The sequence below is a fragment of the Desulfovibrio sp. Fe33 genome, assembly GCF_028532725.1.
Taxonomy (GTDB): domain Bacteria; phylum Desulfobacterota; class Desulfovibrionia; order Desulfovibrionales; family Desulfovibrionaceae; genus Pseudodesulfovibrio.
The window spans coordinates 96184-122024 of record NZ_JAQKGU010000009.1 but is presented as its reverse complement, the minus strand read 5'-3'; the positions used below and the strand labels follow the sequence as shown (position 1 = coordinate 122024).

The 25841-nt window shown below is 62.7% G+C and carries 29 protein-coding genes; 4 read left to right on the top strand and 25 right to left on the bottom strand.

Annotation, left to right across the window (positions count from 1 at the left end; genetic code table 11):
* Positions 1-38: 38 nt before the first annotated feature.
* The gene (locus tag PSN43_RS12395; protein WP_272701043.1) at positions 39-1940 is read left to right on the top strand and encodes a DUF342 domain-containing protein; all 1902 of its coding nucleotides are present in this window, start codon (positions 39-41) and stop codon (positions 1938-1940) included.
* 3 nt (positions 1941-1943) lie between these two features.
* Here the strand turns inward: PSN43_RS12395 and truA are convergent, their stop codons facing one another.
* The 19 genes from truA to argJ all read right to left on the bottom strand — a co-directional run bounded on the left by truA (position 1944) and on the right by argJ (position 20602).
* Positions 1944-2690 carry a tRNA pseudouridine(38-40) synthase TruA gene (gene truA, locus PSN43_RS12390; RefSeq protein ID WP_272701042.1) on the bottom strand — a complete coding sequence of 249 codons (747 nt, stop codon included), beginning with the start codon at positions 2688-2690 and terminating at the stop codon, positions 1944-1946.
* 104 nt (positions 2691-2794) lie between these two features.
* A complete protein-coding gene (locus PSN43_RS12385) occupies positions 2795-3418 on the bottom strand; it encodes a MotE family protein (protein WP_272701041.1) in 624 nt (207 codons plus the stop codon).
* Between the two features lie 28 nt (positions 3419-3446).
* A complete protein-coding gene (gene fliJ / locus PSN43_RS12380) occupies positions 3447-3887 on the bottom strand; it encodes a flagellar export protein FliJ (protein ID WP_272701040.1) in 441 nt (146 codons plus the stop codon).
* A gap of 29 nt (positions 3888-3916) precedes the next feature.
* Positions 3917-4090 carry a hypothetical protein gene (locus PSN43_RS12375; protein WP_272701039.1) on the bottom strand — a complete coding sequence of 58 codons (174 nt, stop codon included), beginning with the start codon at positions 4088-4090 and terminating at the stop codon, positions 3917-3919.
* An 82-nt stretch (positions 4091-4172) separates the two neighbouring features.
* Positions 4173-5471 (bottom strand): hypothetical protein, encoded by a 1299-nt coding sequence (locus PSN43_RS12370; RefSeq protein WP_272701038.1) that lies wholly within the window; start codon positions 5469-5471, stop codon positions 4173-4175.
* 129 nt (positions 5472-5600) lie between these two features.
* Complete coding sequence (locus PSN43_RS12365) at positions 5601-6788, bottom strand: DNA polymerase IV (RefSeq protein ID WP_272701037.1); 1188 nt, start codon at positions 6786-6788, stop codon at positions 5601-5603.
* A gap of 97 nt (positions 6789-6885) precedes the next feature.
* Positions 6886-8283, bottom strand: coding sequence for a cobyrinate a,c-diamide synthase (locus tag PSN43_RS12360; protein ID WP_272701036.1), 1398 nt, complete (start codon positions 8281-8283; stop codon positions 6886-6888).
* 9 nt (positions 8284-8292) lie between these two features.
* Positions 8293-9024 carry a tetratricopeptide repeat protein gene (locus PSN43_RS12355; RefSeq protein ID WP_272701035.1) on the bottom strand — a complete coding sequence of 244 codons (732 nt, stop codon included), beginning with the start codon at positions 9022-9024 and terminating at the stop codon, positions 8293-8295.
* Positions 9025-9111: 87 nt separating this feature from the next.
* On the bottom strand, positions 9112-10458 hold the full coding sequence (nhaA, locus tag PSN43_RS12350) for a Na+/H+ antiporter NhaA (protein ID WP_272701034.1): 1347 nt from the start codon (positions 10456-10458) through the stop codon (positions 9112-9114).
* Positions 10459-10483: 25 nt separating this feature from the next.
* Positions 10484-13057, bottom strand: coding sequence for an EAL domain-containing protein (locus tag PSN43_RS12345; protein ID WP_272701033.1), 2574 nt, complete (start codon positions 13055-13057; stop codon positions 10484-10486).
* Positions 13054-14304 (bottom strand): ABC transporter substrate-binding protein, encoded by a 1251-nt coding sequence (locus PSN43_RS12340; protein WP_272701032.1) that lies wholly within the window; start codon positions 14302-14304, stop codon positions 13054-13056. The genes PSN43_RS12345 and PSN43_RS12340 overlap by 4 nt, the downstream gene beginning before the upstream one ends.
* A 128-nt stretch (positions 14305-14432) precedes the next feature.
* The gene (locus PSN43_RS12335; protein WP_272701031.1) at positions 14433-14912 is read right to left on the bottom strand and encodes a metallophosphoesterase family protein; all 480 of its coding nucleotides are present in this window, start codon (positions 14910-14912) and stop codon (positions 14433-14435) included.
* A 20-nt stretch (positions 14913-14932) separates the two neighbouring features.
* Positions 14933-15766: an MlaA family lipoprotein gene (locus tag PSN43_RS12330; RefSeq protein ID WP_272701030.1), complete on the bottom strand. Its 834-nt coding sequence runs from the start codon at positions 15764-15766 to the stop codon at positions 14933-14935.
* On the bottom strand, positions 15766-16398 hold the full coding sequence (locus PSN43_RS12325) for a Tgt2/MlaC family protein (protein ID WP_272701029.1): 633 nt from the start codon (positions 16396-16398) through the stop codon (positions 15766-15768). Before PSN43_RS12325 ends, PSN43_RS12330 begins: the two co-directional genes overlap by 1 nt.
* Before the next feature lie 35 nt (positions 16399-16433).
* Positions 16434-16880 carry an outer membrane lipid asymmetry maintenance protein MlaD gene (gene mlaD, locus PSN43_RS12320; RefSeq protein WP_272701028.1) on the bottom strand — a complete coding sequence of 149 codons (447 nt, stop codon included), beginning with the start codon at positions 16878-16880 and terminating at the stop codon, positions 16434-16436.
* A complete protein-coding gene (locus PSN43_RS12315; protein WP_272701027.1) occupies positions 16868-17728 on the bottom strand; it encodes an ABC transporter ATP-binding protein in 861 nt (286 codons plus the stop codon). Before PSN43_RS12315 ends, mlaD begins: the two co-directional genes overlap by 13 nt.
* An 8-nt stretch (positions 17729-17736) precedes the next feature.
* Positions 17737-18540, bottom strand: coding sequence for an MlaE family ABC transporter permease (locus PSN43_RS12310; RefSeq protein ID WP_272701026.1), 804 nt, complete (start codon positions 18538-18540; stop codon positions 17737-17739).
* A gap of 184 nt (positions 18541-18724) precedes the next feature.
* The gene (locus PSN43_RS12305) at positions 18725-19336 is read right to left on the bottom strand and encodes an HD domain-containing protein (protein WP_272701025.1); all 612 of its coding nucleotides are present in this window, start codon (positions 19334-19336) and stop codon (positions 18725-18727) included.
* An 84-nt stretch (positions 19337-19420) separates the two neighbouring features.
* On the bottom strand, positions 19421-20602 hold the full coding sequence (gene argJ / locus PSN43_RS12300) for a bifunctional glutamate N-acetyltransferase/amino-acid acetyltransferase ArgJ (RefSeq protein WP_272701024.1): 1182 nt from the start codon (positions 20600-20602) through the stop codon (positions 19421-19423).
* A 111-nt stretch (positions 20603-20713) separates the two neighbouring features.
* Here argJ and PSN43_RS12295 point away from each other — a divergent pair, with 111 nt between their 5' ends.
* Together PSN43_RS12295 and PSN43_RS12290 are read left to right on the top strand one after the other, a co-directional pair.
* Positions 20714-21448, top strand: coding sequence for a sulfite exporter TauE/SafE family protein (locus tag PSN43_RS12295; RefSeq protein ID WP_272701023.1), 735 nt, complete (start codon positions 20714-20716; stop codon positions 21446-21448).
* A gap of 65 nt (positions 21449-21513) precedes the next feature.
* Positions 21514-21990, top strand: coding sequence for a DUF3124 domain-containing protein (locus PSN43_RS12290; RefSeq protein ID WP_272701022.1), 477 nt, complete (start codon positions 21514-21516; stop codon positions 21988-21990).
* Positions 21991-22077: 87 nt separating this feature from the next.
* Here PSN43_RS12290 and PSN43_RS12285 read toward each other — a convergent pair whose 3' ends face one another.
* Both PSN43_RS12285 and PSN43_RS12280 read right to left on the bottom strand, forming a co-directional pair.
* The gene (locus PSN43_RS12285; protein ID WP_272701021.1) at positions 22078-22431 is read right to left on the bottom strand and encodes a DVU0772 family protein; all 354 of its coding nucleotides are present in this window, start codon (positions 22429-22431) and stop codon (positions 22078-22080) included.
* A gap of 69 nt (positions 22432-22500) precedes the next feature.
* Positions 22501-22887, bottom strand: a complete 387-nt coding sequence (locus tag PSN43_RS12280) for a hypothetical protein (protein ID WP_272701020.1) — start codon at positions 22885-22887, stop codon at positions 22501-22503.
* Positions 22888-23010: 123 nt separating this feature from the next.
* Here PSN43_RS12280 and PSN43_RS12275 point away from each other — a divergent pair, with 123 nt between their 5' ends.
* On the top strand, positions 23011-23496 hold the full coding sequence (locus PSN43_RS12275) for a CinA family protein (protein ID WP_272701019.1): 486 nt from the start codon (positions 23011-23013) through the stop codon (positions 23494-23496).
* Between the two features lie 103 nt (positions 23497-23599).
* Here PSN43_RS12275 and PSN43_RS16000 read toward each other — a convergent pair whose 3' ends face one another.
* The 4 genes from PSN43_RS16000 to PSN43_RS12255 all read right to left on the bottom strand — a co-directional run bounded on the left by PSN43_RS16000 (position 23600) and on the right by PSN43_RS12255 (position 25752).
* A complete protein-coding gene (locus PSN43_RS16000) occupies positions 23600-23764 on the bottom strand; it encodes a hypothetical protein (protein ID WP_272701018.1) in 165 nt (54 codons plus the stop codon).
* A gap of 232 nt (positions 23765-23996) precedes the next feature.
* Positions 23997-24284 carry an ErpA-related iron-sulfur cluster insertion protein gene (locus PSN43_RS12265; protein WP_272701017.1) on the bottom strand — a complete coding sequence of 96 codons (288 nt, stop codon included), beginning with the start codon at positions 24282-24284 and terminating at the stop codon, positions 23997-23999.
* A gap of 29 nt (positions 24285-24313) precedes the next feature.
* Positions 24314-24847, bottom strand: coding sequence for a C-GCAxxG-C-C family protein (locus PSN43_RS12260; RefSeq protein WP_272701016.1), 534 nt, complete (start codon positions 24845-24847; stop codon positions 24314-24316).
* 11 nt (positions 24848-24858) lie between these two features.
* Positions 24859-25752, bottom strand: coding sequence for a glycyl-radical enzyme activating protein (locus PSN43_RS12255; protein WP_272701015.1), 894 nt, complete (start codon positions 25750-25752; stop codon positions 24859-24861).
* Positions 25753-25841: the final 89 nt, after the last annotated feature.

Genomic DNA, 25841 nt, shown 5'->3' with positions numbered 1-25841 from the left:
ATCCAGCTTTCACTCCTTATCCGATCACGCGGTGGACCATGCAGGATGAAGAGGCCCTGAAAAACAGCCCGGACGCACAATTTCGCTTCTGCATGTCCGAAGACGGCATGAAGCTCGGCGTCAACCGCTACTTCCCGCCCAACGGGGGCAAGGAACCGAGCGTGGCTCTGCTCAAGGCGCAGGTGGCCGCCTGCGGGGTCAGACTGCCCGTGGATGAAGAAGCCGCCGGACGCATCGTCGCAGCGGTTCTAGCGGGCGACGAATTCCGGGGCATCCCCCTGGTCCGGGGCATCCCTCCGAGGGAGCCGAGAGAGGCCGTCCTGTCGGCCCTTGGCGACCTGCAATTTCCCGTTTTTCCCGAAGACCGCTTCCTCCGCTTCCGCCCCGCCGCCACGGCGGCCGTCGGCGAGTCCATCGACGGGCGGGCGATCCGGCCCACCGGTTCCTTCACGCCCAAGGCCGTCAAGGTCGAGGCGGGCGAACATGTGGATTGGGACCCCTCGGCCGGAGCATACTACTCCCGCGTTTGGGGCGTGGCCAAAATCCGCGACGGCGTGGTTTCGGTAACCCCCTGCGCCCACATCACCGACGACGAGGTCGAAGTCGTCGGGACCATCCACCACAAGGATTTCCGGGGCGAGCCCATCACCGTGGAGCGCATCGAAAAGGAACTGCGCGACATGGGCGTGCTCATACCCGTGGACCTGGAAGCGCTCGCGGCCAAACTCGGCCAGGCCGGAGACATGAACATGGCCCTGCCCAACCAGGTTCTGGTCAAGGGAGCGCATCCCGTGCCGGGCCGCGACGGCTGGCTGGAGTCCATGGTCGCCACCCGCGACGAGACCGGCACCGAGGACGCCTCTGGCAGGCTCGACTTCCGCGACCGGGGGACCTATCCCATGGTCGTTACCGGGCAGATCATCGGCAGACTCCATCCGCCGACCGCGGGCGAAGGCGGCATCGATATCTACGGCAAGACCATACCGGCCAGCGCGGGCAGGGAGCTGAAGATCGTCCTGGGCGAAAACGTCCTGCTCCAGAACGACGGGACGACCTACGCATCCAAGGCGCAGGGCGTGGCGGTCCTGGAGCGGAACACCCTGTCCGTGACCGAGTGCTTGGTGGTCCACGGCAACGTGGACCTCAATTCGGGCAACGTGAAGGTCGAGCACGGCTCGATCAAGGTGTTGGGGTCGATTCAGGCGGGCTTCTCCGTCTCGGCGCCGAAGCACGTCCTGGTGGAAGGGTCCATCGAAAGCTCGACCGTCTATGCGGGCGGCCTGGTGGAGGTCAAGGGCGGCATTCTCATGCCCGACGGCGGCGAAATCGTGAGCGACGGCCGCGTGGTCGCCAACTTCGCCATCAACGCGCGCATCCGGGCCGGGCACGATGTGGTTATCGCCAACGAAATACAGAATTCGTCCATCCACACGGACGGCAGGCTCATAGCCCTGTCGGGCAAGGGCACGGTCCAGGGCGGCGAAGTCCTGGCCCGCAAGGGCATCGAAATCAACGAGCTCGGCTCCGAGCTGGGCGTGGCCACCTTGGTGGGGATTGTCGTCGAGGATTGCGAGGACGATGCGCTGCGGGAAGAGCGCATCCGGGTGGCCCAGTCCATCAAGAAGATCGACGCCACCCTGGGCACGGAGCCGCCCGAGACGCTCCTGGCACGCACGCCCGAAGCCAGACGCCCCGCCCTTGTCGAGGTAATCCGGCACCGTGAAGCCCTGGTCAAGCGGCGCGACGCCTTGAGCGACAAGATCAACCGCACGACGGTCCGCCTCCAGCAGGAACTTGCGGGGCTCACCATCCAGGTCAAGAAGATCGTCCAGCCCGGCGCGGTGATCGGATTTTGCAGCGTCAGGAAAAAGGTCGAAAAGCGGCTTGAAGCCACGGTATTCTACTGGGACGCGGAAAAACGCGACATCCTGGGACGCTGACCGTCAGCTCCCGTACTCCACCCGCACCAGGGTCAGTCCCTGGGGGGGAACCGTGGCCGGGGCCAGCGTCCTGTTGCGGGATTCGAGCACGGCCCGCACCTCTTCCAGGCTCATCCTCCCCCGACCGCAGGCCACCAGACAGCCCACCAGATTGCGCACCATCTGCTTGAGAAACCCGTCAGCGGAAAAGCGCCAGACAGATTCGAACTCCGTCGCGCCGGGATGGCGCGAGATTCCCGTCACGGTCCGCACTGTGGATTCGACGTCGGTGCCGACATTCTGAAAGGCGGCGAAGTCGTGCTCGCCCGCAAGGATCGCGGCGGCCGCCTCCATACGCGCGAAGTCCACCGGCCCGCACGCCCAGACGAAACGGCGGCGTTGGGGAAGGCAGAAGGCCCGCTCGTGCCACAAACAATATTCGTAGGTTTTGGAAACGGCTCCGTACCGGGCGTGGAAGTCGTCGGCCGCCGGAGCGGCTTCAAGCACGCGCACATCCTTCGGCAGCAAAGCGTTCAGGCTCCGCCGCCATGGGAAATCGGGGCGGTCGTCCGGGCAGTCGAAATGCACAGTCTGCCCCAGGGCGTGGACCCCGGAGTCGGTGCGCCCCGAGCCGTGAACACGGACCGGCCTGCCCAAAATGGTCTCCAGGGCGCGCTCAAGCTCGCCCTGCACGGTGCGGTCTGCGGGCTGTACCTGCCAGCCGCAAAATTCCGTGCCCTCGTAGGCCAGGATCATTCGGACGCGCGTCATGGGCCTGCTATACGTGAAGGCGGTCCGCAGTTCAACGCCGGACGGCGGCAAAAAAAGCGGGCGGCCGTCAGACCGCCCGCCCGCAATGTTCAGGGTTGCCTGGCCTAGTTCTCGAAGGGAATCTGCAACTTGGTCAGTTCCTCGGAGAGCTTGGCGGCCTTCTTGGATTCCACGAAGGAGAGGATCTCGCCCGCCTGCCTGCCGCGCATTCCCGACAGGACCTTGACGGCCAGATCGTCGTCCATGGACTGCAAAATCTCGGCGGCCTTCTTGGCCTTGGTGTTGGAGAGCATGTCCACCAGCTTCTTGACACGCTGGTCCTTGATCTGCTTGGCCTCGTCGAGCATGGACTTTATCTCGGCATGGAGTTTCGCGACCCGCTCGGCCTCGGCCTTGATGGACGCCTCCATCTCCTTGAGGGCACGTTCCTTGCCCGCCAACTCGTCCTCCTTGCGCTTCAGGGCCTTCCACTCCTCGGGCAAATCCTCTTCCGTGCGCTTTTCGGCGGCGGCGCGGTCCATGGCCGCCTCGGCCTTCGCGGCGCGATTGGCCTCGGAGTCCGCCTTGTCGGCGATGGGAGTGGCGGGAGCCGAGTCGCTCCGGGCGGGGGCGGCATTGTCCTGGGCCGCGGCGGTCTCGCCTGACAGAACGTCGGGCAACACGTTTCCGACAGCCTTGAGCGTCATGGAATCGACGCTCAGAAGGCCGAACACGGTCAGCTTCAGCAAGGCCAGGAAAACGAGACTGGCGAGAACCTTAGTGATCGTGAGACTTGAACCGGAGCGTTGCCGTTTCATCGTTTTCCTTTTCTTCACGGGCGTTTTCTCGATCATGATGCCTCTTGGCTTGCGTTTGCTTGAGCTTCTCCAGGAGCTTCCTGTCCCTGGAACGTTCCACAGCTTCCGTGCGGCATCTTTGCAATTTGAGTTCCAAACCGTTCAAATCCACCCTGGCGATGGCCACGTCCTGGGACAGGGCGTCTTTGTACTGCCGCCACAGCCACATGTCGTTGGCCGACCCGTGCGACTCGGCCTCGGCGGCCAGATGGGCCTCCAGGCGCGTCTCCAGGCCGCGCAGGACCTCGGCCTGGGCGTCACGCGCGGCCCTGGCCCGGGCGAGCGTTCCCCTGGCCTGCTCCTCAAGCTGCTCGCGGTAGTCGAGCACCTTGTCGAGCTTGAAGCGAAACGGTTTGGACATGACTTGAAATCCTTTCGGGGAAGGGGCGGCTAGCTTTCGGCCCCGGCGGGCTTCCCTGCCATGCCGCAATACCCGACGCCCCGTTCGCGGTCCACCCAGCGCCACATCATGCATTGGGCCACCTGGCACATCTTCATCTTGTCGTCATGGGTCATCAGCAGGGGACAGAACAAAAACTTGGCGTCATCCACGTGAACGAGCATGGGGCTTCTCCTTGCGGCAAATGAAAAACGGCGCGCCGACCGATCGGCGCGCCGTCAATATAGCGTGTATCCGGTCCGCTGACTAGTTGCCGGGCGCGGTCTCGCGCTGCGCCACTTCCGCGGCCACGGGGTGAGTCGCGTTCTCCGGCCCCTGGGCCACGGGCTGAGACGCCTCGCCCTCCAGGGCGATAAGGGTGTCCATGCCCATGAGGGATTTGAGCTTTTCCAGGGCCAGCACCGACCGCCGCGCGTTATCGTCCAGAACCTCGGCATACCCGCCGTCGCGGATGACCTTGGCGTAATCGCGGGACTTCAGCTTGGGATCGTCCTTGAACCGGGCCTCGAAGTTGCGGGCGTATTCCTCGATGAGTTCGTTCACCCGGCTTTCAGGCATGGCCATGACGTCCCTGAGGCCGTCGACCAGGAACTCCGGAGTGAGGCCGTTGGACTCCACCACCTTGGAGAAGCTGCGCACGTAACGCAGGGTCCCGTCATAGATGTGGGAACGCTTGACCACGTTCATACCGGCCCATCCCGCGTTCAGCCATTTGAACAGGAAGACCGTGCTGCGAGGCGCCTGAGCGTCCTGCTCCACGAAAACCTGAACCGAGCCGGAGGCGTAGGTGAAGGTGTCCATCCAGCCGATCATGCCCTTGTTGAGGCCTTCCAGCCCGGAGTAGAAATACTCCCAGCTCTTGTCGTCCAGGATCGCCCCCTTGCGGCCGACGTCGGACTTGCCGTCCTGCTCGGACACGGAAATGAGCACGTTCTTGCCCTGGAATCGGGTCAGGATAATGAGCCGGTTCAAATCGTAGCCGTAATACGCCTCGGCAAACGAATCGGGCGTGGTCACCTCGTACTCGCTGCCCCGGACCACCACCGGCCCGTTCTCGCCCAGCGAAGGCAACTCCTCCCACAACCCGTTCGGCCGGGCCAGGAACTCGCTGCCCTCGCGCCATCCCGACGAGCGCAGAACCGCCGGACAGAGCAAATGGTTAGGGATGTCGGGGTTGTAGAAATACTTGAGGATGCGGGTCAGATCCGTGGACACGTCGCGGCGCAGGCAGATTCCCCGGCCGTCGAAGCGCTTGGCGGGTTCGATATCCTTGGGGTCGGCATCCACGTTGACCACGAAGTCGAGCATGGGTTGCAGTTCGGCCACCGACAGGGGAACGGATTTGTCGTCAAGGACCGCGAAAAGGTGACTCAGGCCCTTTTCCACATTCTCGGCCAACGGCGCGGGCTTGGCCGAAAGGTCCACGTCCATGATTCCCTTGGGTTCCTCCTCCGCCGAAACGCCGGCCGCGAACAGGCACGGCGCAAACAAGACGAAGGCGAGAACAAGCAGACCCCTGACATTGAGCAATTTCTTACTTTTCATAATATTCACGAATGGTTGACATCCTTTGATACTCGCCGAAAGACGATATTTTTTTCATAGTATCTTTTCTATGTAGTAATCTTCATCAGCTTTGGCAAGCCGGAACCGCCGAAACCTCGCCGGGGACGCTCACTCAGCAGAATTGGTTGGTTTTTTCTTGAATCCCAACAGCTCCACGCGGGTCACGGCCTTGCCCCCGAACTTGCGCCGAACCTCGTCCACGGCCCTGTCCAGCTCACTGGTCGACTCCCTTTGCTCCGGCGATTCCTCGAACAAATTGACCTGGCGGGCGCGGGCCTCGAAATTCGACACGCCCACTCCGATCAGCCGGACGGCGCGCGGAAGGCGCACCTGCTCAAGCAGGGAACAGGCGGTGTCGTATATGACCCCGGTCTTGTCCGTGCGGGCGTCCAGGCTTTTCGAACGGGTGATCTGGGTGAAATCCGCATACTTGATCTTGAGCGTAACGGTTCGTCCCTTGTAGCCGTGACGGCGCAAATCCTCGCCAACCCGTTCGGACTGCGCGAGAAGCCATTTGCGCAGCAACGTCCGATCCGTGGTGTCTTCCTGAAATGTGTTTTCCGCGCTGCAACTCTTGGCCGCCTCGTGGGGCGTGACCGGCGTGGGGTCGATGCCGCGCGCCCTTTCGTGCAGGGCCGCGCCGTACTTTCCCAGCCGCTCCTCCCAGTATTCTGCGGGCTTGAGCAGGACGTCGCCGCAGGTGCGCACGCCCATGCGTTTCAACACCTCCAACAGCTTGGCCCCCACACCGGGAATCCTGCCCACAGGCAGCGTGCGCAGGAACTCCCCGACCTCCTCGTGCCGGACAATGAACAAGCCGTCGGGCTTATCCATATCCGAAGCGATCTTGGCCAGAAACCGCACCGGGGCAGCGCCCACCGAGCAATTCAGCCCCGTGGCCTCCTTCACTCGCGCCTTGATCCGCCGCCCCATCTCGTCGATGGGGCCGAACAGCCGCTCCAGTCCCGTTCCGTCCAGGTACGCCTCGTCCACGCTGGCCTGCTCCACGGTCGGCGAGAACTCTTTCAGCACGCCCATGACCTGCCGCGAGACCTCCTTGTAGCGGGCCATGCGCCCCGGAACCATGATTATCTCCGGACAGAGCTTGCGCGCCTTGACCACGGACATGGCCGAACGGACGCCGTACTTGCGCACCTCGTAGCTGGCCGCAGACACCACGCTGCGGTCCGACGTCCCGCCCACGGCCACAGGCTTGCCCCGCAACTCGGGGTTGTCCATCTGCTCCACCGACGCGAAAAACGCATCCATGTCGATATGAAGAATCCACGTCCGCATCCTTCATCTCCTACCCGGTCGGGCGTCGTTTGTTAAGGGGGGGACGCCTCGGGCGGCCGGTTGCCGCCCGGAAAACGGTTCGGGAATGAAGGCCCGGCTACTGCAAGCTGTTGCCTGCCTCAATACACAGGCGCACGAAGGAACGCGCGATTTCCGGGTTGGAGGCGAAGTGGAGGTGGACGTAGGAGCCGAGGGTGTTTCGGGTGACGAACCCTTCGGGCGCGTCGATGCGCCCCTTTCGGCCGGACATGGAGTAGACCGGGTGCAGGGCGTCGGGCGCGCCGTCCTCCTGAAGGGAGGAATAATGGAATTCGTGTCCGCGCGCGACGGTTCCCGCCGGACCGAGGATGGTGGCCTCGCGGGTGGCGATCTCACGGTAGCCCAGGGCGCGGAACCGCTCGTTCATTTCCGCGCGCACCGGATAGACGCCGGTCATGGCGTAACGGCCCCGCCCGGTGATGATGTCGTTCATGAGCAGCATGAACCCGCCGCACTCGGCGTAGACCGGGCGTCCCGACTCGCAGAACTCCTTGATGTCACGGCGCATACGGGTGTTCTGGCCGAGCTCGAAGGCATAGAGTTCCGGGTAGCCTCCGCCAAGGTAGAGGCCGTCCAGATGCTCCGGCAGACGAGCGTCGGCGATGGGGGAAAACTCCACCAGCCGGGCTCCGGCCTCCCGCAGGAGACGAAGATTTTCCTCGTAATAGAAACAGAAGGCGTTATCCCTGGCCAGCCCGATAGTCACCCTGGGGAGCTGCGGCACGGGCTCGAACGGGGGGACGGCCGTAATGTCGGGCAGCCGGGCCAGAATCGCGTCCGGGTCCAGGCCGGTCTCCACCCAGTCGGCCAATCGCTGATACCGCGAAAGATCCGGGGCGTCCTGTTCCGGGGTGACGAGGCCGAGATGGCGCGAGGGGGTGGCGATGGAGTCGTCGCGGCCGAGCACGCCCAGCACCGGCACGTCAGGGACCAGGGTCATGGCCTCGCGCAGCAGCTCCGCATGGGACGCGCTGCCGACGCGGTTGAAGATGACTCCCGCGATGGTCACTTCGGGATCGAAGTCCGCGTACCCCGCCACCAGGGCGGCGGCGGACCGGGCCATGGAGCGGGCGTCCACCACCAGAATGACGGGCAGGCCAAGTATCTTGGCCAGTTGGGCCGTGGACCCGGCTTCGCCGGTCCCGGAAATGCCGTCGAAAAGGCCCATGCCCCCTTCGATGACGGCCACGTCGCTGCCTGCGGCGTAACGGTTGAAGATATCGAAGTTGGCGGCCTCGTCGAGTATCCAGCCGTCGAGGTTGTGACTTGGAACAGGCACGCCGTCCACGGCGCAGGCCAGGGCGTGATGGCCGGGGTCGATGAAATCCGGCCCGTTCTTGAAGGGCTGCACCCTGACGCCGCGGCGGGCCAATGAAGCCATGAGCCCCAAAGAGATGGACGTCTTGCCGCACCCGCTGTGCGTTCCGGCGATGACGAAGGCCTTGACCGTGCTCACGCCCGCCCCCTAGATCAAGCCTTTTTTGGCGAGATGATCCATCATCCTTCGCCCTTCCTCATGCTCCGGAGCCAGCTCAAGACACTTGGCCGCGGCCTTGGCGCAGGCGGCCCAGTCCTGCCGTTCGAATTGCGCGCGGGCCAGATTGTACCAGAGATTCTCGTCGTCGCCCGCCAGCTCCAGAGCGCGGCGGTAATAATCGACGGCCTGGCCGAACAGCTTCTTCTTGCGCAGGGCTATGCCGTATTCGTTGAAAAGGTGCTTATGATCGTCGGAAAAGGCGGTATCCAGGCCGAGAATGCGGTCGAAGACCTTCTTGGCCTTCTCCTCCTCGTCCCGGGCCAGAAGGCACAGGCCGATACCGAAATTCGCCCGCACGTTCAGCTCGTCCAGGTTCAACGCGTTGGCGTACTCGTACTCGGCGGTGAAATTTTCGCCCCGCTTGCGGAACTTGTCGCCCCTGGCCACGGATTTCTGCACCGCGCGGAGATTGCCGAACACCTCCTTGAAGAGCTGCGGCACAGGCAGGTAGTCGGCCAGAAGTTCATCCTTGGTAATGACCCCAACCGGCCCGAAAGGCACGTTCCGGCTGTTCAGGCCCTGAAGCTCGATGGAGCCGTCCTCCGTCTCCCTGGCGTAATACAGCGCACTCTGCCCCACTCGCCGGGAAGTAGTCCCCGTACCGATCCGGGTCGTGCGTTCAATGGAGAAGACGCCTTCGATCAGTCCTAGTTCACTCATCATTGTCGGATGCCTTGTGTTTTTTGGAAGAAAACGGCCGCGTTCACACGGTGAACATACACCGTATCCCACCCGATAGGAAGCGGTCTAGGAATCAGGCGGCCCCTGCCTCGGAGCGGTACGCAGGACAAGGAAGCCGCCCACGCCCGCCGCCAGGGATGCGCCGAGCACGGCAGTCTTGGCTCCCGTGAGCAGCTCCGGCGCGTTCCCGAAGGCCAGGTTGGCGATGAACAGGGACATGGTGAAGCCGATGCCGCCGAGCATTCCCGCGCCTATGAAATGCTTGAGGGTCACGCCGCGAGGGTAGCCCTCGGAAAAGCGGACGATCAGTACGACCATGAGCACGATGCCGACGGGCTTGCCCAGGACCAGTCCGAGGGCCGTTCCCAGAGCGGCCGAAGCCGCCTCCGGGGCGATGCCGCCGGACAGGACCACGCCCGCGTTGGCCAGGGCGAAAATGGGCATGACGACAAGGTCCACCAGGGGATGCAGGGCGTGTTCCAGCCGTTGCAACGGGGTCTGGGCGCGGGTCACGATATGCTGCATGGACAGCAGGACGGAATGCATGTGCTGATTGGTCAGGACCGACCCGCCCGACTCGACGGACTCGCGATAGTCGTCCAGAAGCCTGGTGGCGTTGAAGGAAAAGGCCTCGGCGTCACAACGTGTCCGGGACGGGATGGTGAAGGCCATGAGCACGCCGGCCACCGTGGAATGAACCCCGGACTTGAGCACGAAAAACCAGAGCAGGCAGCCCGCCAGGGCGTAGAACAGCGGCGAGCGCACGCCCATGCGGTTTCCGGCGAAGGCCAGGACCAGGCAGGCCGCGCCCGCGCCGAGCATGACGAAGGAGATGTCCGCCGTATAGAACAGGGCGATGACCAGAATGGAGCCGATATCGTCCACGATGGCCACGGCGGTCAGGAAAATCTTGATCTGGTAGGGAACGCGGTCGCCCAGCAGGGCCAGGATGCCCAGCGCGAAGGCGATGTCGGTCGCCATCGGGATGCCCCAGCCCGAAATGGACGGTTCGCCAAGGTTCACCAGGGCAAAGATGGACGCGGGCACGACCATGCCGCCGATGGCCGCCGCGATGGGCAGGACGGCATGGCTGCGGGTGGACAGCTCGCCCACGAGGAATTCCCGTTTTATCTCAAGTCCCACGACAAAGAAAAACAGAGCCATGAGTCCGTCATTGACCCACAGGATGACAGGCTTGGACAGGGCGGCCGCTCCGAAGCCCACGGTGAACGGGGTCTGCCACAGCGCGATGTAGGATTCCGCCCAGGGCGAATTGGCCCAGACCAGGGCCGCCGCCGCGCCCAGCATGAGCAGAATGCCGCTGGTGGACTGGGAACGGAAAAACACCTGGAACGGCATGAGCACCTGTTCGATGGGCTCCACGCCGCAGCTTATCAAATCGCGTATGGCCATGATCCTCCTCTGTCCGGGGCGTGCCTCAGCCCAGGCGCTGTCCTTCGAGAAGGCTGTCCACCTCGGGCACGGTCAGCGGCTTGTAAAAGAAATATCCTTGGACGAAGCGGCAACCCTCGCGTTCCAGAAAACCGAGCTGGCCCGCCGTCTCCACGCCCTCGGCCACGATCTTGAGCCCCATGGACTCGCCAAGGGAAAAGACCGTGCGCACGATGGCCTGGCTGTCCTGGTCCTCGTCCACGGCGATGATGAAGCTCCTGTCCACCTTGACCACGTCGATGGGGAAGCGTTGCAGATAGGACAGCGAGGAATAGCCCGTGCCGAAATCGTCGATGCAGATGTGGATGCCGAGTTCCTTGAGCTGTTGCAGAATCTCCTCGGCCACCGAGGGGTTGTCCATGAGGGCGGACTCGGTGATCTCGATGTTCAGGGAATCTGCGGGCAGGCCGGAATCCTCCAGGGCGCGGGAAATCTGGCCCGCCAGCATGGACTGGCCGAAATGCTTGCCCGAGACGTTGATGTTCACGCTCAAAGCCGCGCCCGGCCCGTCCCCGGCCAGCGTCTGCCAACGGCGCACCTGGGCGCAGGCCTCTTCAAGCACCAGGTTGTCGATGGCGTAGATCAGCCCGGTGTCCTCGGCCAGCCCGATGAAATCGCCGGGAGCGATGATGCCGTGTTCGGGATGACGCCAGCGGACCAGCGCCTCGAAACCGCACACGCGCCGGGTCGGAACCTCCACGATGGGCTGATAGACCACCTCGAACTCCCGCAAGTCCACGGCGCGCCGCAGGTCCGTTTCGAGCTCCATGAGCTGTAGGGCCTGATCGTGCATCTTGCGGTTGAAGACCTTGAAGCGCGACTTGCCGAGTTCCTTGGCCCGATACATGGCCGTGTCGGCGTCACGCAGCAGGGCCTCGGGCCGGTCGTAGCCGTCGGTCTTGAGGACGATGCCCAGGGATGCGGAAGTGAAGACCTCGTTGCCGCCGATATTGAACGGCTGGCGCACGCCTTCGAGAATGCGCCGCGCGATGGCGATGGCGTCCTTGGGCGCGGAAATCTCCTCCTGGAGAATGGCGAACTCGTCGCCGCCGAACCGGGCGACGGTGTCCACGGAACGGCCGCACTGCTCGAGTACCCGGGCCACCCCGCGCAGCAGCTCGTCGCCCGCGTCATGGCCGAGGGAATCGTTGACCACCTTGAAGCGGTCCAGGTCCATGTACAGGACCGCGAACATGTGCTTGCGCCGCCGGGAGCGCTCCATGGCCATGCGCAGGTGGTCCAGGAACAGAGCACGGTTGGGCAGCCCGGTGAGCGGGTCGTGGAAGGCCTGGCGCTTGAGCTGATCCTCGGCCTTCTTGCGCATGGTGATGTCCTCGATGGACCCTTCGACGCAGACGACGGCGCCCTTCTCGTCCACGATCTTGCGCGCGTTCTCCGCGACCCAGATAATCCGGCCGTCGCGCTTGCGCACCTTGGACACGAAATTCTTGATCTCGCCCCTCTCCTCGAGGAGGAGCAGAAACTCCTTGCGACGGTCGGGGTCCACATAGATCTGGGTGCCGATGTCGTAGATGGAGCTCATCAGGGCCTCGGGTGTCTTGAAGCCGAGAATACGCGCGAGAGCCGGGTTGGTATCCTGGAACCGGCCGGAAATGGAGGACTGATAGATGCCCTCCACCGCGTTTTCGAAGATGGCGCGATATTTCTTCTCCGCCTTCCGCAGGGCGTCGCCGATGACCTTGCGTTCGGCGATCTCGATCTTGAGCTGCGTGTTGGTGCGCGTCAGTTCACCGGTGCGCTCCTCCACCTTCTGCTTGAGGGCGTCCCGGGCCTCCTGCAACTCGTGGGTCTTCTGCCTGACGCGTTCCTCCAGGTTGCCGACCAACTCGGAAATCTGGCCCGTCATGGCCTCCATGGCCTTGGCCAGTTGGCCCACCTCGTCATTGGAGTCGATGACCGGCACGTTGCCGAAATCCTTGACCGCCACGCGCCCGGCGTACTCGGTAAGCTCTGTGAGCGGCTTGGAGATGTTGACCACGAAGAAGAAAACGAGAAGGAGGCTGGCCCCCAACAGGATGAGCATGACCACCTGCTGCTCCAGCACGGCCTCGTGTATGTTCTTGTCGATGCCCGCGTAGTCCATGCCGATATGCACGTCTCCGGCCAGGCCGGAAAGGATGGGGCTCGACACGTGCAGGTAGCGCTTTCCGTCCAGGATCACATCCCGCAGAATATGATCCTCACGGGCTTCGAGCTTCGGCGTCTCCGCCACGAGGCGCAGGATTCTCGGAGGGATGACCGGAACGAAGGTGTGCGCCAGGACCTTGCCGTTCTCGTCGGCGATCAACACGTAGGAAACGGCGTTGATGGCGAGGTACTGGTCGATGCGCCCTTGGAGGGACCCGGCGTCCTGGCTGAGAATGGTGGCGATGTCGGATTCTGCTACGGACCGGGCCAGCGCCAGGGCCTTGGACTCGTACTCGCGGGTCAGTTCGCGCCGGAGCTGGCTCGAAAAAGTCATGGACGTGACCACAGCGACGATGCCGAAGATCACGACCATCAGCAGGAGCGGCTTGACGAAAAGCTTGGGGGCTTTCATTTCCGCCACCTCTCCCAGCTCTCAATGGCCCGGAAGCGGCCGTCCTTCACCGTGGTCAGGTAGATGGCGTCAAGCCCCTGATGGCGGCCGTGGCCGAAATGCGCGTTGACCCCGATGCCCAGATCGAAGTCCCGAATGGACTCCATCACGGCGGGAATGCGCTCACGCGACGGCTCGTCGCCCATGCGCCGGACCATTTCGCCGAGGAGAACGCCGTTGAGGAACCCCTCGAAGCTCACGAAGCTGAATCTCCTCGGGGAGTACGCCCCGTCCGAAGGCGGATTTCCACCTTCGTACCCGGCCATGATCTCGCGGTAGAAACGCACGCCGGACAGCCCGGTCTCCTCGTAGCTCGGGACCACTTGGGACTGGATCAGGTCGAAGGTATAGTCCCTTCCCCTGCGTCCGCCCTCCTCTTTGAGCAGATCGAGCATCTTGTCGCTGTCGGAGAAGGAAAGGCCCGCGATGGGCAGGGCGCAGCCGAGGTCGCGCGCGTCGCGGATGAACGCCGCCTGGGAGGCGTAGGTTCCGACGACGACGATGGCGTCAACGCCCGCATCCACGAAATGTTGGGCCTCCCGGGAAAAATCCTGCACGAAGGCGGCGCCCCTGTTGTACGCGGCCTCGGCCTCGATGGGCAGCCCACGCTTCTCCAGGGCCCGGCGCACGCCGTCCCAACCCGTGCGGCCATAGGCGTCGGACTGGTAGAACACCCCGATGCGGGTGCGGCCCACTGCCAGGAAGTGGTCCACCAGCGCCTTGGTCTCATCGAAATAGGAAGCCCGCAGATTGAAGACGTACTTGCCGAAGGGCTCGGTCCGCAGCGGCTGTGCGCCGGTGAAGGGAAAAAGCAGACAGATGCGCCGATCCGAAAACCGCTGCAAAAGGGGAAGGACATGTGAAGTCGTGGGGGTGCCCACATAGGCGGCCAGGGCGAAGACATCGTCCTGGACGACGAACTTGACCGTATTCTGAAAGCAGGGGGCGGGATTGTAGCCGTCGTTGGCGGGCTTGACGCGAATGGCCCAACCGTTTTCGCCCACCCTGGCGTTGTAGTATTCGAGGTAGGCCATGAGCCCCCGATAATACTCGATGCCCAGTTCGGCGTTGGCGCCAGTGAAGGCTGCGGACATGCCAAAGACCAGCTCCCGCTTCCCTTCGGCCTCGGCCCTGCCGGGGCAGAGACAAAAGACGGTGGAAAGCGTGAACAAAACGGCAACAAACAGTTTTTTCCTCAGTTTATCCACGGTAGGTTCATGCCACTCCCCAGGCAAAAGTGCAACAGCCGCACAAGATTCTTCCGCCTCTCGAAGCGAAAAAGAGCACTTCGTAAACGAGGCGCGTCCAAGAGGCGGCATGGAGAGGGAACCGAGAGTTAACGAGCGTCGACAAACTCGCACCGAAGCCCGCCGCCGTCATCGACGCGGACAAGGGCCAGAGAGCCGCTTTCGCCAAGGGAACCGGGGTTGACGAGGCGGACACCCTCGACCACGGACCAGTCCCGGATGTGAGTGTGTCCGTAGCAGACCAGATCATAGTCCGGCCCGAAAGCCTGGGCCACCTTGACCGAAACCTGGGAGCGCGGCCCCCAGCCGTGGGTCACGCCCACCCTGAGCGGCCCCACCTGGGCGGAAAGCATGGGCTCCAGCCGCTCGGCCAGTTCCGGGTCCCAGTCGCAGTTGCCTCGGACGCAAAGGAAATTATCGTGTTGCAGAAAGTAGGACCAGGTCGACGCCGAGGTGATGTCTCCGCAGTGGATGAGCACATCGGACGGCCCGAGCCAACGGGCATAGACCTGGTCGAGCCAGGCCGGCGGAGTGCCCATGTGGGTATCCGAGATAATGGCGATCTGCATGGGCTGAAAACGGGGAAAGGTTACTCGGAGACCTTTTTGGCCCGGAAGCGGATGTAGGCATCCCGGACCGCGGCGTACTTGTCCACCGCGCCGGTGGTCAGGGTCTCGTACTCGTTGCCCTCAAGCTGCAGGGAAAGCTCGTTCAGATTCTTGTACGCCCGAATGCCCATGAACTCGACAAAGGTGAACCGGCCATAGGTCAGCGGGTCACAGTAGGCGTCGGCCAGCCAGCCCACGGAGCCTCGGATGGAACTGGGTCCGACCAAAGGCCAGACCAGGTAGTAGCCCGTGCCGAATCCGGCTTTGCCCAGGGTCTGGTCGAAGCCGTCCGCGGTGGGCCGCTCGGGCTCCCAGTTGCGGGGCATCCCCGCGGTGACGTCGCCCAGGCCGAACACTCCGAAGGAGGTATTGGCCACGAACTTGGAAGTCTCCATGTAGGCGGCGTCGAACTTGCCGGTCAGGATGTCGTTGAGGAACCGGACCGGAAAGAGCAGGTTGGTGAAGAAATTGGCGACCCAGGTGCGGGGCCGGGGCGGGACCACCCAGGCGTATCCTTCGGCCATAGGCCGGAACACGCCCCGGTAGAGAATGTCGTTGATGTCGAACCAGACCCGGTTCCATCCTTCGAGGGGATCGCTGACCAGGTGCTGATCCGCGTAGGCGGCGTCGAACTCGTCGAAATCATCAAGACCGTCGGCGTTTTCGTCCGCAGCCGCGGGCTCGCCGCCGAACTGGGCCACGCTGACAGGCTCCCCTTGAGCCTGGGAAGCGGAACAGACCCCCGCGACTCCAAACAGGAGCACGGCGGCCAGCAGTATGGTAATAAGGCGAAAGCCTGTTTCTTCAACCCTCATCACGACGCCGGTTGTCCCTCTTTGCCTTGATTGATCTGCATGATCCGATCCTGGATCGCTTTCAGCAGGTCTTCGCCGGTCCCCTTGTTCAGGACCTCTGCGAACTGGCTTCTATAATTCATCACCAGGCTCACGCCTTCGGCGACGACATCATAAATCATCCATTTCCCTTGAACGAATTTCAAACGAAATTCAACGATTATTTTCTTATCCTTGTCCGTGATGGCCGTCTGAACCTTGGCGTTGCCGCCGGAAACATCCTCCCGCGTGTACTCCACGTTCTGGCCGCCGTAGGCCGGGATGCTCTTCAGATAGGACTGCTCAAGGAGCTGCATGAAGGCGTCCTGCAACTTGACGCGCAGGTCGTCGGACATCTGAAGCCAGGGCCGTCCCACCGCGAACTTGGTGACCAGTTCGAAGTCGATGTAATCCTCGGCCACGCGGAGCAGCCGCCCGAGCGCCTCGTCATGCCGCGCCGGGTCCTGCATGACGGGATCGGACAGCGTTTCGACAATACGGTCCACCCCTTCGCGCACGCGGTCGGTCGGGGACTGCCCGGCCACGGCGGCGGAAGCGCCGGCGGCCGCCAGGCAAATCAGGACAAAAGCCAGTATGGTTCTCTTCAAAGACATGTGCGTTACCTATCCCCGACGGGCGTTGATGCGCCCTAGACCGAACCGAAAGCGAACTTGCTTATCAGGTCTTCAAGGTCAACCGCGGGCTGTGTGTCAAACAACGTATCGCCCGGCTTGACGGGTTCGCCAAGTCCCCCGGGCACAATTTTCACGTATTTGTCGCCGATCAGGCCGTTGGTCTTGATCGCGGCGATGGCGTCATCCGTGAGTTCCACTTCCTTCAAAACCATCATGGAAACCTCGGCCACGCCCTTTTCCTGGTTCAGGCCGATTTTGCTGACAAACCCGATGTCCACGCCGTACATCTGCACCGGGGCGTTGACCTTCAGCCCCGAGATGTCGGTAAAATTCGCCTTGACCACGTAGTACTTGTCCGAAAACAACTGCACGTTGCCCAGTTTGACGCTCATGTAGACAACGGCCAGCAGTCCCATGATGACGAAGATACCCACTGCGGTTTCTTTCTTTATTTTAAACATCGGTCATCCTTCCGAATGGTGTTTTTCTTGCCCAGGACGCTGGAGCAATCGATCTTCATCATGGCCGGGTCGATGGGCGGCAGGGTCAGTCTCGGGGCGTCGCGGTCTTCGGCCGCCCGGTCGAGGAACCGGCGCAGGTACGGGTCCTCGGTCCGCTCCAGCTCCTCGATGGTTCCCTGGAACAGGCACCGCCGTTCGCCCAGGATGACCACGAAGTCGGCCAGGCCGCGCATACTCGCCAGATCGTGCGTGACCACGACCATGGTCATGTCGAAACGGCACATCATCTCCAGCAGGAGCTGATCCAGCTCGGCCGAGAGCACCGGGTCCAGCCCGGAGGTGGGCTCGTCGCAAAAAAGCATCTGCGGGTCCATGACCAACGCGCGGGCCAACCCCGCCCGCTTGCGCATACCGCCGGAAAGCTCGTTGGGGAACAGGTCCAGGGCGTGCCCCAGGCCGACCATGTCGAGCCGGTCCTGGACGATGCGCATGATCTCCGGCTCCTTGAGCCTGGTATGCTCGCGCAGGGGCAGGGCCACGTTGTCCTTGAGCTTGAGCGAGCCGAGAAGCGCGCCGTCCTGGAAGAGCACGCCGGTGCGCTGACGCATGCAGCGGGCCTCCCTTGCGGTCATCCGCCCCAGGTCGAGATCGCCTATCAGCAGGCGTCCGGCCATGGGCGAATGCAGCCCCAGGATGTGCTTGAGCACGGTGGACTTGCCGCATCCGGAGCCGCCCACGAGCATGGACAGCTTGCCGCCGGGAAATTCTATGTTCAAGTCCGAGGCCACGGGCGTCTTGCCGTATCCCACGGTCACGTTTTCCAGTCTTATGCTCGGCGCCGTGCTCATGTCGGTTCCTACCACAGCAGCGAAGTCAAGATGTAGTCCGCCGCCAGGATGACGACGCAGGATTTGACCACGGCGTTGGTGGTCGACTGACTCACGCCCTCGGGCCCGGCGTGCCCGGACCGCAGGTGAGTGTAATAGCCTTCGAAACAGCAGATGGTGCAGACCAGCAGGCCGAAGACGATGGACTTGATGAATCCGCCCTCGATATCGTCCCAGTCGAGCGATCCCTGGACCCTCGACCAGTACACGCCCGCGTTGGCCCCCAGCAGCTTGACGCCCGTCAGCCAGCCGCCCCACAGGGCGATGAGGTTGAAGAACGCCGTGAGGATGGGAAAGCTTATCAGACAGGCGGCCATTTTCGGGGCCACCAGGTAGCGCATGGGGTTGACGTCCATGATGGAAAGGGCGTCGATCTGCTCGGAGATGCGCATGACCCCGATCTCGGCGGTCATGGCCGACCCGGCCCGGCCGGTGAGCATGATGGCGGTCAGCACGGGAGCCAGTTCGCGGACCATGGACAGGGCCACGCCCGTGCCCAGGAAACCGTCCGCGCCGAACACGGACAGCGCGTAATACAGCTGCATCCCCATGACCATGCCGGTGAACAGGCCGATCAGGGCGATTACGGACACGGACTGCACGCCTATGAAATAAATCTGGCGGACGATCTTTGGGAACTGCCCCAGCCCCGCAAAGACAAGCCGCAACGAGTCGACGAGAAAGAGAGTAAGGCTCCCGACCTCGTCCGCCACATCGCGGAATATCTTCCAGGGAAACAGGCGCAACGCCTTCCCGTGCGTCTTCTCCGTCATGCGAATGACTCCAAGCCCTGGGGAATTGGCCCGGCCGTTTCCCCCTTTCGATCATATCCGCCGCCCGAAAGCGACCGATAACCCATTATCCAATTTGGAATCTTTACCTAATATAAATATAAACGGCAAGACCATTAGAAAAACTAATCATTGTGCCGGACCTCATTCCCGGACCGGCCCGAACTCACTCCCCGGACTTGCCGTTCTTGCGCGCCCACCAGTCCCTGTCCGGGCCGAGAAACCACCAATCCTTGTGATCGGTTTCCACTATGGTTTCGGCCAGCTCCCGGCCCCACTGCGTGCGTACCCGCTTCACCGCGCTCTTGAGCCATTCCCCGGCGTATTTGTTGCCCTGGTCCTGCTCCTCCTTTAGGTTCAGGATGAAGTCCAGCTGGTCCGCGTCCTGGGCAAGCTTCGCCTCCAGGGTTTCGGTCTCCTCCAGCTCATTCCAGTAGCCGAGGATGTCCTCGGTCAGCCCGGTTCCCTCGGTGGCGTGCTCAAGGACCCGGGTGCGCTCGGATTTGTTGTAGATGTGGGCCACATAATTGAAATCGCCCGTGCGCGCCTCGTGCAGGTCGTGGAAAAGGCACATATACGTGGTCCGGGGCACGTCCGCCCCGGCCATCAGCGCCAGCACATGGCCGATGACCGCCGTGCGGAACGAGTGCTCGGCCACGTTCTCCGAGCCCGACCCCAGAAACTGGTAACCGGTCCTCGGCGTCTTGCGCAGCATCCCGCATTCGTTGAAGAAGTCCACAATCCTGGTCAGCCTGCCGCGCTCTTTCATTTCAGACATATGCCGCCCCGGCCCAACACCTCTCCCCTCCTGATCCTTTCAGGCCGCCTGCGGCGTCGGGAACGGGTATTCGGCGCGTTGTCGTTAGCTGCGGTAATCCGCGTTGATGGACACGTAATCCTTGCTCAGGTCGGAGGCCAGCAGCATGGAGGAACCCTGGCCGTCGCCCACGTTGATGTGGATGACGATGTCCCGCTCCTTCATGATCGGCTTCAGCAGATCGTCCATGTCGCCCGGTTCGGGAGCGCCGTTGCGGAAGACCAGCACGCCGCCGATCTTGAGAACCAGGTCCTCGGGCTTGAAGTCCGCTCCCGAATAGCCCGCAGCGCAGATGATCCGTCCCCAGTTGGGGTCGGAGCCGAAGAGCGCGGTCTTGACCAGGGGCGAATTGCCCACGGCCCGGGCCACCTTTTCGGCGTCGGCGTCGTTCTTCGCCCCGGAGACCTCTATGAAGGCCACCTTGGTGCCGCCTTCGGCATCCATGACTATCTTGTACGCCAGCTCCTCCAGCACGGAAAGCAAATGCTTGCGCAGCAGGACGTAGTCGTCCTCGGTCTCGATCGCCACCTCGGACTCGCCGTTGGCCAGGGCCATGACGCAGTCGTTGGTGGACATGTCGCCGTCCACCGTCACCCGGTTGATGGTCAGGTTCACGCAGTCGGTCAGCATGACCTGCCACGCCTCGGCCGAAATGTCCGCGTCGCAAACCACGAAGCAAAGCATGGTGGCCATGTTCGGGGAGATCATGCCCGCGCCCTTGCACAAGCCGAGCAGCCGCACCTCGCCTCCATTGAGCTTGAAGGAGCTTTCGGCGAGCTTGTGCACCGTGTCCGTGGTCATAATCGCGCGGGCCGCGTCCTCGGGGTCGGTCTTGCCGAAACTTTGCGCCAGCGCGGGCATGGCGTCGGCCCACTTTTTCATGTCGAACTGCGCGCCGATGACGCCGGTGGAGGCGGGCAGCATCTCGTCGGGGGGAACGCCCAGCGCGCGGGCCACAAGGTTCAGGGTCTCGCGGCAGTTGGCGCGTCCCTCCTCGCCCGTGCAGGCGTTGGCCTGGCCAGAATTGATAAGAAAACCGGACATCCTCCGGCGGTCGGCCAACATATCCTTGCATTGCAGCACGGGCGCGGCCTTGAATTTGTTGGTGGTGAACACCCCGGCGGCCACGGCCGGAGTCCGGCTGACGATGGCTGCAAGATCCAGTTTGCCGGGTTTCTTGAAAGACGCCGACGTGGCGGCGAAGCTATATCCTACGGGTATTTTCATCGGATTCTCCGGATGCTGAGCTTGAATTGCACCCAGCCATAACGCAGAGTCGCCCCTCTGAAAAGGGGGAAGTGGTTGCCTCGGCCCGACGCAAGGAGTATGCCGAACCGCATGGACTCGCTCACCCTCGCCCTCGTCTTCGCCACGTTCTTCTTCGCAGCCTTCCTCAAGGGGACCGCCGGGCTCGGTTTCGCCACCAGTTGCCTGGGCATCATGGCCGCCTATCTCGACATGCGGCAGGCCATTCCATTGGTCATCATCCCCTCCGTGCTTTCCAACGCGCTGGTCATGATCGACGCGGGCGGCTTCCTCCCCATCCTGCGCCGGTTCAGGTTCATGCTCCTGGCCACCCTGCCGGGCCTGGCCCTGGGGTTGTGGATTCTGGGCGGCAGTTCCAGTTCCGTGCCCAGGCTGGTCCTCGGCACGGCCATGTTCCTCTATGGAGGATGGGGACTGTGGGGCGGCGTGCTGCAACTGCGCCAGACACCGCTCCTCGACACCGCGGTGGGCGTCGTCACCGGCGCGGTCAACGGCCTGACCGGCTCGCAGATCATGCCCATCCTGCCTTATCTCATGTCCCTCGATATCACCAAGGACCAGCTCGTCCAGGCCATCAACACCTCCTTCACCCTGTCCTCGGTCATCATGCTCGTGGGCCTCAACCGGCTCGGCCTGGTCTCGACGGAAACCCTCATCGTGTCGGCGGCGGGACTGGTTCCCGTGTTCCTGGGCATCTACACGGGCAGCAAAATCCGACGCAGGCTTCCCGAACCGGCTTTCCGGCAGATCGTCTTCGCCCTCATCGGGCTGCTCGGCCTTGGACTGATCGTCCGCGCCTTCGCATAGCTCTTGCCATCCGCTCCCGAACCGGCATATTCTAGTTGAAATCGGATATCCAAGGAGTCCAAGCCATGCGCACAACGTCCCTTCGCCTGATCACGGCCGTCCTGGCCGTGGCCGTGTTCAGCCTGCCCGCTTTCGCCGGACGCAAGCTCTTCGTCTCGAACGGACAAACCGTGTACGTGCCCATCTACTCCCACATCTACCAGGGTCCCAAGGGCAAACCGTACAACCTGTCCGCCCTGCTCTCCATCCGCAACGTGGACCGCAACCAGACAATCACCGTCACCTCGGTCAAATACTTTGACAGCAAAGGCTCACTGGTGAAGGACCACTTCGCCCAGCCCGTTTCCATCCCGCCCATGTCCACCAAGGAGGTCTACGTTTCGGAACGCGACTCTTCCGGCGGCTCAGGCGCGAATTTCACCGTCAAATGGGAATCCGCCGCCAAGACGGCCGTCCCCATCATCCAGGCGGTCATGATCGGCACGGCCTCCGGGCAGGGAATCTCCTTCACCTGCGACGGCGTCGTGGTCGAGGAGGAATAGCCGCAAGGACGGGGAAACGCATCCGAAACCAAAAAGGGCCGCTCCCCCGGTGGGAACGGCCCTTTTCACATTCAAATAAAGAAGAGATCAGGCTTCCAGTTCCTTCATCAGCCACTCCTTGATGGGCGGAGTCAGCTCAAGAATGCCCTTGATGCCCTTGATATCGTCGAGCAACTGCTTGGCCAGGTCGTCCGGGATATTCTTGGAACACAGGATGGTGGAGCCGTAGTTGTCCATGCGCATGAGCACGACCTTGGGCGCGGCCCAGGTGTCGATGGCGAAATACACGGAATACTCGCCGGAAGTCGTCACCGGCGAACGCATGGCGTCGCGATAGTTGTTGTTGCCCCATTCCAGGTACAGGGTGACGGCATCCTCATGGATCATGTCCCAGTTCACTTCGTTCAGCCACTGCTTGCAGGTGTTGGTGTCGTCGCTCATATTTCCTCCGATGGTGTTCATTACGTCTCGTGATAATAAGTCTCAATTGTACTTCTGTCCACCCTTGGCCTACGGATCGATGCCGCTCTTTCGATTTTCCCGCATGACCCGCACCAAAACGGCGAAGCCGGCCAGCAGCATCAGGGTCGCCAGCTCCCGGACCCACAAGGCCCAGACGGACAGCGAGGCAAGGGCGGCGAAAATCAGCAGGCGGGTCCATTTCACCCGGTTCCATGGGGCGGCGGCCCAGTTCTTCTCCCATTCCACGCCGCGCCGGGCCAGCCGGAACCAGCGGTTGTCCGGCTGATCGGGGAGCTTCAGTTCGAAGAAACCGACGCCGAGCAGCACGAACGAAGCGGCCAGCAGAAGATAGCCGTGCGTCAGCAACGCCAGACAGAACAGGACCAGGGCCGCCACATGCAGGCTCCAGTTCCACGGCTGCCGATGTCTCGACACCGCTAGCGCGAACAACGACGAAGGCGTGACGGTCATGGTCTCTCCTGCCCGACCATACAAACGACCTCGCCGTCATTGCAACCCATTACGGCTTTTTGTAAAAGCGGGGCACGGAGGATCGACATGGACACCTATCTCATTTCAAGAGCCGTCGCCGAAGTGGGCGAATGCCTGCGCGCGCAGGGCCACTTCCTGGCGACTGCGGAATCATGCACCGGCGGGCTGCTTGCCAGCACCCTAACCGACACTCCCGGCAGCTCGGAATGGTTCGCCGGGTCCGTTGTGGCCTATTCCAACAAGGTCAAGAACAGGCTCCTCGACGTGCCCGAAGCCACCCTTGAGGAGCATGGCGCGGTCTCGGAGCCCGTGGTCCTGGCCATGGCCCTGAACGTGCTCAAGACCATCGGCGCGGACGTGTCCGTGGCCATTTCCGGCATCGCCGGGCCGGGCGGCGGCACCCCGGAAAAACCCGTCGGCACCGTCTGGATCGCCTGGGCCTGGCCCGGCGGCTCGCGTGCCCGCCAATACAGCTTCCGGGGCACCCGCGATCAGATCAAGAGCCAAACCGTCATGACCGCCATCAACGGGCTGCTGGGCGTGACCAAGTAGCCTGCGCCCAAGGGTTCATCCCGGACGCCGCATAAAGTAATGAGCCCCCGGCCGTCGATTGCCGGAGGCTCATTGAGAGGAGGTTGGATGGTTTCGGAAAGCGTCACGCCGCGGGGGTCAGCACGACTTCCTTGTTCTCGCCGAAACTCAGCGAATATTTTTTGCCGTATTTGGTGAGAAAGTCCTCTTCGGCGATAAAGGGAACATCCGCCACTTCGATACGCGCGTCTTCATCCTCATCCGGTTCATCGATGCCCAGACCGAGCACGATCTTGGCGTGTCAGCCTCCGCCGACCTGGTATTCACGAAGACGAATGCAGCTTTCCTCGTCCTCGTCCTCCAGCATGTCCCGGAGCTTATCCAGCATCTCTTCGGGAACGGTCAGTTCAAACATGTCGATATCCTCATTCTTGTTGTCCCGGTCGCATCGGGGCCTACCCGCCCGATGACCGGAAATGATGTCGTTCTTTCACCGCGCCGGAATCCGTGCGGCCTGAGCGCTATTCGCCCGCGGGCGTCAGCACGACTTCCTTCTTGTCGCTGAAGCTCAGCGTGTACTTCCTGCCGTGTTTGAGGAGGAAGTCCTTTTCGGCGATGAAGGGCACATCCTCCACTTGCACGCGTTCGTCCTCATCCTCGTCAAGTTCGTCTATGCCCAGACCGAGCACGATTTTCGAATGGCAGCCGCCGCCCGTCTTGTATTCACGCAAGCGAACGCAGCTCTCTTCGTCGTCCAGCATGTCGCGCAGCTTTTCCAGCATCTCTTCGGGAACGGTCACTTCAAACATATTCTTATCCTCACGAGTTCTTGATTCGATTACATTATTGCGGGCTTGAGCCCGCTTCCGCAGGTTCCTTCTGCGCGGCGGCCGTGAATCGCCTCGCCATCCCGCCGCTCGGAGGACTCCAGCAGGAGGCGGACACACATCCCCGCCGCGGCCTCCACGTAATCGAGGCACACTCCCTTGGAATCCGAATTCGGATCGCGCTCCCTGCTCAGTACGCGGCAACAGACGCTGCCGTAGCGGGCGAGAAATCGATCGTGCAATTCCTTGGACGCCTTCCGCACCTGATCGTCGGAAACGTTCCCGGAATCCTTGCCCAGAATCAGGCTTTGAGCCATGACCGCTCCCGAGAGCGCCCCGCAGAGGCACCCCGCATCGCCGATGCCGCCGCAGAATCCCTTGGCAAGGGCCGTCACCAGGTCCGTGGACAACCCGCCGTCGAATTCCCGGTTGATTACGGCGAGCACGGCCTCGGAACAGCACATGGGGCCGTTTCCATAGAGCTGCCGGGCCGCCAAACCGGATTCGGCGACAAGCCGTTCCTCATCGGGGAGAAGATGCATCATGGCCGAGCTCCTTAGACGATCACGGACTTGAGGCCGTGGTCGACAAACCGCTGCCGGACCGCTTCCAACTGTTCCGGCTCGTATTCGCCGGACATGCGGTACTGCCAGCCGAGAGCCGCGTACTTGTTGCGCCCGAAGGCGTGACACGGCATTATCTCGATCTCGTTGCGGCCGAATTCCTTGAAGAAATCCGCCATGGCCGCGATATTTTCATCGGAGTCGTTGAGGTTGGGCATAAGCGGCATACGGATGCGCACTTCCTTGCCGGACGTGAGCGCGGCGCGCATGTTGCGCAGGATGATTCCGTTGTCCACGCCGGTCAGCGCCTTGTGCCGCTCCGGGTCCATGTGCTTGCAGTCGAACAGGAACAGGTCCGCCAGCTCGATGGCCTTGTCGAAGCGCTCCTCGGGACAGTAACCGCAGGTGTCCACGGTCACATGATAGCCCTCGTCCTTGGCCGCCCGGACCATGTCGAGGAAGAATTGACCGCCCGCAGTGGGCTCGCCGCCGCCGAAGGTCACGCCGCCGCCGGAATTCTCGTAAAACAGGGAGTCCTTGCGTACGACCTCCATGACCTCATCCACGGTCATGGTCTTGCCGGACAACTCCCGGGCCTTGCTCGGGCAGGAGTCCACGCATTCGCCGCAGTTGGTGCATTTTTCCAGGTCCCGGCCGAACTTGCCGTCCTTTTCCACCACGGCCCCGTTGGGGCAGGCCTGGGCGCAGGCTCCGCAGCCGATGCACAGGTCCGCGAAAAGCAGCATTTGCGGAGTCGCCTTCTGCGACTCCGGATTGCTGCACCACAGGCAGCTCAGGGGACAGCCCTTGAGGAAAACAGTGGTGCGCAGGCCGGGCCCGTCGTGAATGGACATGCGCTGTATGTTGTAAATCATTCCCTGGCTCATTTTTTTCTCTCCGCAGGTATTTTCCGTTTCGCGATTCTCGCAGAGGGCCTGGAGGTCCCCTGTGGGAGAGGGAGACGCGGGGCGAGGGG

Coding starts and splice junctions, on each gene's coding strand:
- truA (WP_272701042.1), bottom strand. CDS start 2,690: ATGACGCGCGTCCGAATGATCCTGGCCTACGAGGGCACGGAATTTTGC.
- PSN43_RS12335 (WP_272701031.1), bottom strand. CDS start 14,912: ATGCAGATCGCCATTATCTCGGATACCCACATGGGCACTCCGCCGGCC.
- argJ (WP_272701024.1), bottom strand. CDS start 20,602: ATGAAAATACCCGTAGGATATAGCTTCGCCGCCACGTCGGCGTCTTTC.
- PSN43_RS12275 (WP_272701019.1), top strand. CDS start 23,011: ATGGACACCTATCTCATTTCAAGAGCCGTCGCCGAAGTGGGCGAATGC.
- PSN43_RS12345 (WP_272701033.1), bottom strand. CDS start 13,057: ATGAAAGCCCCCAAGCTTTTCGTCAAGCCGCTCCTGCTGATGGTCGTG.
- mlaD (WP_272701028.1), bottom strand. CDS start 16,880: ATGTTTAAAATAAAGAAAGAAACCGCAGTGGGTATCTTCGTCATCATG.
- PSN43_RS12265 (WP_272701017.1), bottom strand. CDS start 24,284: ATGTTTGAAGTGACCGTTCCCGAAGAGATGCTGGAAAAGCTGCGCGAC.
- PSN43_RS12255 (WP_272701015.1), bottom strand. CDS start 25,752: ATGAGCCAGGGAATGATTTACAACATACAGCGCATGTCCATTCACGAC.
- PSN43_RS12330 (WP_272701030.1), bottom strand. CDS start 15,766: ATGAGGGTTGAAGAAACAGGCTTTCGCCTTATTACCATACTGCTGGCC.
- nhaA (WP_272701034.1), bottom strand. CDS start 10,458: ATGGCCATACGCGATTTGATAAGCTGCGGCGTGGAGCCCATCGAACAG.
- PSN43_RS12310 (WP_272701026.1), bottom strand. CDS start 18,540: ATGACGGAGAAGACGCACGGGAAGGCGTTGCGCCTGTTTCCCTGGAAG.
- PSN43_RS12260 (WP_272701016.1), bottom strand. CDS start 24,847: ATGATGCATCTTCTCCCCGATGAGGAACGGCTTGTCGCCGAATCCGGT.
- PSN43_RS12365 (WP_272701037.1), bottom strand. CDS start 6,788: ATGCGGACGTGGATTCTTCATATCGACATGGATGCGTTTTTCGCGTCG.
- PSN43_RS12355 (WP_272701035.1), bottom strand. CDS start 9,024: ATGAGTGAACTAGGACTGATCGAAGGCGTCTTCTCCATTGAACGCACG.
- PSN43_RS12325 (WP_272701029.1), bottom strand. CDS start 16,398: ATGTCTTTGAAGAGAACCATACTGGCTTTTGTCCTGATTTGCCTGGCG.
- PSN43_RS12285 (WP_272701021.1), bottom strand. CDS start 22,431: ATGAGCGACGACACCAACACCTGCAAGCAGTGGCTGAACGAAGTGAAC.
- PSN43_RS12315 (WP_272701027.1), bottom strand. CDS start 17,728: ATGAGCACGGCGCCGAGCATAAGACTGGAAAACGTGACCGTGGGATAC.
- PSN43_RS12290 (WP_272701022.1), top strand. CDS start 21,514: ATGCGCACAACGTCCCTTCGCCTGATCACGGCCGTCCTGGCCGTGGCC.
- fliJ (WP_272701040.1), bottom strand. CDS start 3,887: ATGTCCAAACCGTTTCGCTTCAAGCTCGACAAGGTGCTCGACTACCGC.
- PSN43_RS12305 (WP_272701025.1), bottom strand. CDS start 19,336: ATGTCTGAAATGAAAGAGCGCGGCAGGCTGACCAGGATTGTGGACTTC.
- PSN43_RS12395 (WP_272701043.1), top strand. CDS start 39: ATGCAGGATGAAGAGGCCCTGAAAAACAGCCCGGACGCACAATTTCGC.
- PSN43_RS12295 (WP_272701023.1), top strand. CDS start 20,714: ATGGACTCGCTCACCCTCGCCCTCGTCTTCGCCACGTTCTTCTTCGCA.
- PSN43_RS12375 (WP_272701039.1), bottom strand. CDS start 4,090: ATGCTCGTTCACGTGGATGACGCCAAGTTTTTGTTCTGTCCCCTGCTG.
- PSN43_RS12370 (WP_272701038.1), bottom strand. CDS start 5,471: ATGAAAAGTAAGAAATTGCTCAATGTCAGGGGTCTGCTTGTTCTCGCC.